This is a genomic window from Mesorhizobium sp. M8A.F.Ca.ET.021.01.1.1, assembly GCF_003998025.1.
Lineage (GTDB): Bacteria > Pseudomonadota > Alphaproteobacteria > Rhizobiales > Rhizobiaceae > Mesorhizobium.
The window spans coordinates 1-5,692 of the sequence record NZ_RZSJ01000413.1; the positions used below are offsets into that span (position 1 = coordinate 1).

Here is a 5,692-nt window from a genome sequence, read left to right on the forward strand (position 1 = left end):
AGCACAGCCTGGCCTTGATGTGGATCGCCGCCACGGTGCCGACCAGTTTTACCCCGGCCGATTCGACGCCGGAGTGGGTGAATGATTGGCTTGGCCGCCGCAGGAAGACCACGCCGCCGCCCACGCAACAGGCCTCGGGTGCCAGCGGCAAGAGCATCGGTGAAGCCGCGCGGACCGACGAGAGCACCGAGGTGGAAGACACGGCGGCCGTGGAACGCCGCGAAACGGCACAGCGCAAGCGGGCCGAGGAGACACGATCTTCGGTGTCGGCGGCGCTGGACGAGATGGACCAGTGGATATCGGATCAGTTGCGGCTTGGTCTTGCCGGATTTGTCGACAACAGCAGCGACCGTTGCCGCCGGATTGCCGCGCGGCTGGTCGACATGAAGGCGACGGCCCTTGCCGGCCGTCTCGATGAGATTCCGTCGCGGTTGATGTCGCTGCGCAGCGAAGAACGGCCCGATGCGGCGATCCGCGAACTTGGCAAGCTGGTGCTGCTGGCCAAGGCCTGGCGTGCCGCGCCCGACGATCCCGAAATAAAGCGGCTGGTGTCGATTTCCGAAACGCGCGAGCAGGTTCTGGCAAGCCCCCACGCGGTCCAGGTCGAAAGTGCATGGGAGGTTCTCGGCGAGAAGATCGAGACCCGCCGCGATGGCCTCGTCAGCCATTCGACCTGGCTGCTCGATCTCAGGAGTGCCGCTCCGCAATTCGCGCTTCTGCTCGATTATTTCCCGGCTTCGGCCGGCCGCCGGTCCAACGCCTTCACACCAGGCGACCGCTTCGACGCGCGGCTGATCTTCTATCCGTCACGCCAGCCGCTGCGTGCCCTGGTGATGGACCGCAAGGGTAAGGTTTCGTCGGGCGAGTGGCCTGCTGTTGCGTCGAGCGAACCGGATCCGCTCGCCACGCATCTTTTCTGTCAGGACGCGGCGCCGTGGCTCACCGATTGTCCTGTCATGCTGCCGCCAGGCGCGATCCTGCTCGACGACCGGGGCGCGCCCTGGTGGCAGGCGGCTGGCGACCCGAACGGCATCGCTCTGCCGATCAACGAGGCTGTCAGTCCAACCCTGCTCGGCATCGATCTCGCGGCCACGGTCGCGCTTTGGAACGGCAGCCGGCTCGACCTCCTGGCGGCGCGGAGCAGTTTCGGGAGGCTCGACCTGTCGTGAACGAGCTTGAGCAGATCGGCCTGGCGGCGATGCGTGACTGCTGGATCACCGGCGGAACGAGCTTCGATCTGGCCCCGGTGGCGTGGCGGCAAATCGCCGGCGGTTCGGACCCCGACGAGAAGGAGCGCCGGCTGCTGGCGATCGCCGCGCAGGCGCTTGAAATCGCTTTGCGGCCCGCCGCGCCATCGACGCTGAAACGCCGCCCTCAGTTACCAGAACTCGCTTTGCCGATGTTGCCCGACCGGCTGCGGCCGCTTGTCAGAGCCGCACTCAAACAGGCGGCCGACACAAGGGGCAAGGCACGGGTGGTGACGCTTGTCGCCAGCCATGGCCTGGTGCTGCATCCAATGGACTGGATGCCGGCCGCGTCGGATCAGGACAGTCCTGATGTCTATGCCCCCTGGGTCGACTGGCAGGCGGGCGTCGAAGGGCAAAGCCATATCAGCCAAGACAGGCTGACGGCGCAAAACTGGGATGATTTCTACCCCGCGGCGCGGCGTACGGCACTGGCCGAGATGCGCCGCCGCGAACCGGCTTCGGCCAGGCTGCTGATCGAGACCAAGGGATCCGGCGAGCCTGCGGAGATCAGGCTTGCCCTTATCCAACTCATGCATTTCGGGCTGGGGCCGGATGACGTGCCGTTTCTGAAGGGGCTCTCCGCCGATCGCTCAGGCAAAGTGCGCGAACTCGCTGGCCGGCTGTTGGCAAGGTTGGGTCAGCACGGCCTTCCAGGTGAGGGCGGAGGCGAAGATCCGGTCACCGAACTTGCTGCCTTCGTCAGCGCGGGCAAATCCGGGTTCATCCGCCGTCGCGCGACCTACACGCCGGTGAAACCAAAATCCCCGGCGCAGGACCAGCGCCGCGCCGAATTGTTCGGCACCTGCAATCTCGTTGATCTCGCCACACGCTTTGGCGTTGGCGAAACCGAATTCATCGCCGGTTGGCAGTTCGGCGCCGACAACAATGCCGATATCTTTTTCGCGCGAATGGTGGCCGCCTCGGGCAGCGATGGCGCGGTGGCGCACATGGCCGACACGCTTGTCGCGGAAGGCGGCAAGCCGGCGCTTTTCGTGCTCCAGTTGATGCCGCGCCTGGATACCGGAAGAAAACAGGCCCTCATCCGGCTGATCTTGAAAGACGCGGCATATCTCGCCTCGCTCAGCCTGCTCGAAGCCGCCGAGGCGGGCTGGGTGGAGTGGGGCGACCTTGGGCAGGTCCTGCAGGCGCTGCGTCCGGCCGTTGGCGGAAGCGATGACGCCGCCAGGCGGACCGCCGACAACGTCCTCGAAATGCTTGGCTTTCTTGCCACGTCAGCCACGGCAAAGCGGCTGATCGACGAGATGGTAACAGCCGGCATGCCGCCGGCAGCCCCTTCGCTCGGCTTGCTGCGCCTCAACGCGGCGCTGGCCGAATATCAGTCCGAATCTCGAAAATGATCAAATCCGGAGAACAGCAAATGAACGCAGTCATCCGTCTTCCGGTCGAGCAGGCCTATGCCGGCGAGTTGCAGGCGCTGGCGCGTAACGACGATCGGCAAAAGCCCGCCGGCTGGAGCCTGTCGCCAAAGGCGGTGCTGACCTATCTCCTCGGCGGGAAAGCCGACGACGGCACGCCGATTACGCCGAAATATGTCGGCCGTCGCCGATTGATGGAAACCGCGGTGGCGACGCTCGCAACCGACCGCGCCCTGCTGCTGCTTGGTGTTCCCGGGACAGCCAAATCCTGGGTGTCGGAGCATCTCGCCGCCGCCATCATGGGCGACTCGACGCTGATCGTGCAGTGCACCGCCGGCACCGACGAAAACCAGATCCGCTATGGCTGGAACTACGCACAGCTCCTGGCCAAGGGCCCGAGCGAGGAGGCGCTGGTGCCGACACCGCTTTATCGCGCCATGCAAGGCGGCAAGCTCTGCCGCCTCGAGGAACTGACGCGCATGGGTTCGGACGTGCAGGATACGCTGATCACCGTGCTGTCCGAAAAGATGATGCCGATCCCCGAGCTCAACACCTCGATCTACGCACAACGCGGCTTCAACATCATCGCCACCGCCAACAACCGTGACAAAGGCGTCAACGAATTGTCCTCGGCGCTGAAGCGCCGCTTCAACGTCGTCGTGCTGCCCTTGCCCGAAGATATGGCGGAGGAAGTGGCGATCGTCTCCAAGCGCGTCGGCGAGATGGCCGGCGGTCTCGACCTGCCGGTACCGAAGAATGTCGGCGACGAGATCGCTCGCGTGCTGACCATTTTCCGCGAGCTTCGCTCGGGCGCGACATCGGACGGCAAGGTGACGTTGAAGACGCCATCCGGGTCGCTGTCCACGGCCGAGGCGATCGCGACCATGGTCGGCGGGCTCAGCCAGGCGGCATGGTTCGATGGCGGCAATCTCGGCGCCGAAGGCCTGGCCGCCAGCCTCGTCGGCGCGATCGTGAAAGATCCGGTGCAGGACAAGCTCGTGCTGGAGGAATATCTGGAGACGGTGCTGAAGAAGCGGCCCGACTATGCCGGTTATTACGCGGCCTTGAACGCAGCGATCTGACGCCATGGCGCAGGGCGAGGTTTCCTATTTCGGCATACGCCATCACGGGCCCGGCTCCGCCGACAGCCTGGTGCAGGCGTTGCATGATTTGAAACCGGTCGCCGTGCTGATCGAGGGGCCCGCGGATGCTTCCGCGCTGCTGCCGTTGCTCGCCCGCCCCGAAATGCAGCCGCCGGTGGCGCTGCTGTGCTATCCCGAAGACGATCCAGCTTCGACAAGCTTCTGGCCGTTCGCCGAGTTCTCGCCGGAATACCAGGCGGCCCTGTGGGCCGCTGGCAACAGCGCTGCATTGCGCTTCATAGACCTGCCGTCATCAGCCCGGGTAGCACCGCTTGACGATGCGCAGGAAGCTGCCGCCGACGAAACGGAAGCCAAGGTCGAGAGCGAAACGGCGCCGCATCTGCGTGACCCGATCGGCGCGCTGGCACAAGCCGCCGGCTACGAGGATGGCGAAAGCTGGTGGGCAGACATCATCGAGCAGAACCCGGAGCCGGGGCCGATCTTCGCGGCCATAGCCGATGCGATGACGACACTGCGCGAAGGCGAAGGTCCGCTTGCCGAATTCGAGGCCAAACGCGAAGCGCATATGCGGCTTGAGATCGCCGCCGCGCGCAAGGAATTCGACGGGCCGATCGCTGTCGTCTGCGGCGCCTTCCATGTGCCGGCACTGCAGGCGACACGTCCGCAAAAAGAGGATCAGGCTCTCCTGAAAGGGCCAGCCCGGCGCAAGAGCACGATGACCTGGGCGCCATGGACCGGACCGCGCCTGGCGCTTGGCTTCGGCTATGGCGCCGGCGTTGTCGCACCGGGCTGGTGCAAGCATCTGTGGCGCACCCGCGGCCGGCATGACGCGGCGACCTTGTGGCTAGCCATGATCGCCGCCGTGCTGAGGGCGAAGGGGCATATGGTCTCGACCGCCTCGCTGATCGAAGCCGAAAGGCTGGCCCGCGCGCTGGCTGTGATCCGCGAACGGCCAAAGCCCGGCTTCGAGGAATTGCGCGACGCCGCGATCGCCGCCTTGTTCAACGGCGAAGCCATCCTGTGGGCGCTGGTCGAGGCCGAACTGCTGTTGGGTGCGGATGTCGGCGAAATTCCGCCCGATACCCCGTTGGCGCCGCTGATCGAGGACCTGCAGCGCAACCAGAAGGCAGCGCGGCTGAAGCCCGAGGCGCTGGAGCGCGAATTGTCGGTCGACCTGCGCAGTGAAAGCGGGCTGTTTCGGTCGACCTTGCTGCACCGGCTGAATGTGCTTGGCGTGCATTGGGGCAAGCTGACCGACGCAGGCCGCAGCCGCGGCACCTTCCGCGAGCGCTGGACCCTGTCATGGGAGCCGGAATATGCCGTTCGCCTGGTCGAGAACCTGGTCCATGGCCCGACCATCGAAAAAGCTGCCAACGGCCGGCTGATCCAGATGATTTCCGCGGCGTCATCCCTCGACGCCTTGGCGGCACTCGTTCAAGGCGCCATCACGGCGAACCTGTCGGAAGCCTCGACCGTCGGTCTCGCGACGCTGGAGGAACGCGCGGCGCACAGCAGCGAATGCCTCGAAATCCTGGCATCGGTTCCGCCGCTCGCTGACATCATCCGCTATGGCGAAGCCCGCAAGACCGAAACCGCCCGCCTGTCCGGTCTCCTGGCGCGACTGATTGTCGAAGGCGGGATCGCACTCCCTTATGCCGCCCGTGATCTCGATGCGCAGGCTTCCTCCGCATTGGTCGGCGTCATGCGCAAGGCCGACGAGGCAATCAAGCTGGTCGAACCGGAACAGGACGTTCTGGATGCCTGGCGCAATGGGCTGGCGGCCGTGCTCGACGGATTGCGCTCGACGGCGCTGGTGGCGGGATGTGCCGCGCATCTGCTCTACGAGGCCGGCCATCTATCGGCTGCAGCAGCGGCGGGCTTGATCGCGCGGCGCCTGTCGCCGGGCACGGCGGGCACCGAGGCCGCGGGGGTCTTCGAGGGGTTCTTCAGCACCGCCGGCCCGCGG

4 protein-coding genes are annotated in these 5,692 nt (G+C 65.9%); all 4 read left to right on the forward strand.

Annotation, left to right across the window (positions count from 1 at the left end; genetic code table 11):
- Window positions 1-1,169 (forward strand): SWIM zinc finger family protein (locus tag EOA36_RS25525; RefSeq protein ID WP_127279925.1); only part of this gene is annotated, 1,169 nt, incomplete at its 5' end.
- Window positions 1,166-2,605, forward strand: a complete 1,440-nt coding sequence (locus EOA36_RS25530) for a DUF5691 domain-containing protein (RefSeq protein WP_127279926.1) — start codon at window positions 1,166-1,168, stop codon at window positions 2,603-2,605. The genes EOA36_RS25525 and EOA36_RS25530, both read left to right, overlap by 4 nt.
- Before the next feature lie 20 nt (window positions 2,606-2,625).
- Entirely contained in the window at window positions 2,626-3,705 is a 1,080-nt protein-coding gene (locus EOA36_RS25535; protein ID WP_127279927.1) for an AAA family ATPase, read from the forward strand.
- A 4-nt stretch (window positions 3,706-3,709) separates the two neighbouring features.
- A partial coding sequence (locus EOA36_RS25540; RefSeq protein ID WP_127279928.1) for a DUF5682 family protein occupies window positions 3,710-5,692 on the forward strand: 1,983 nt, incomplete at its 3' end.

Excerpts from the sequence above, each read along its gene's own strand:
- EOA36_RS25535 (WP_127279927.1), top strand. The coding sequence starts at position 2,626 with ATGAACGCAGTCATCCGTCTTCCGGTCGAGCAGGCCTATGCCGGCGAG.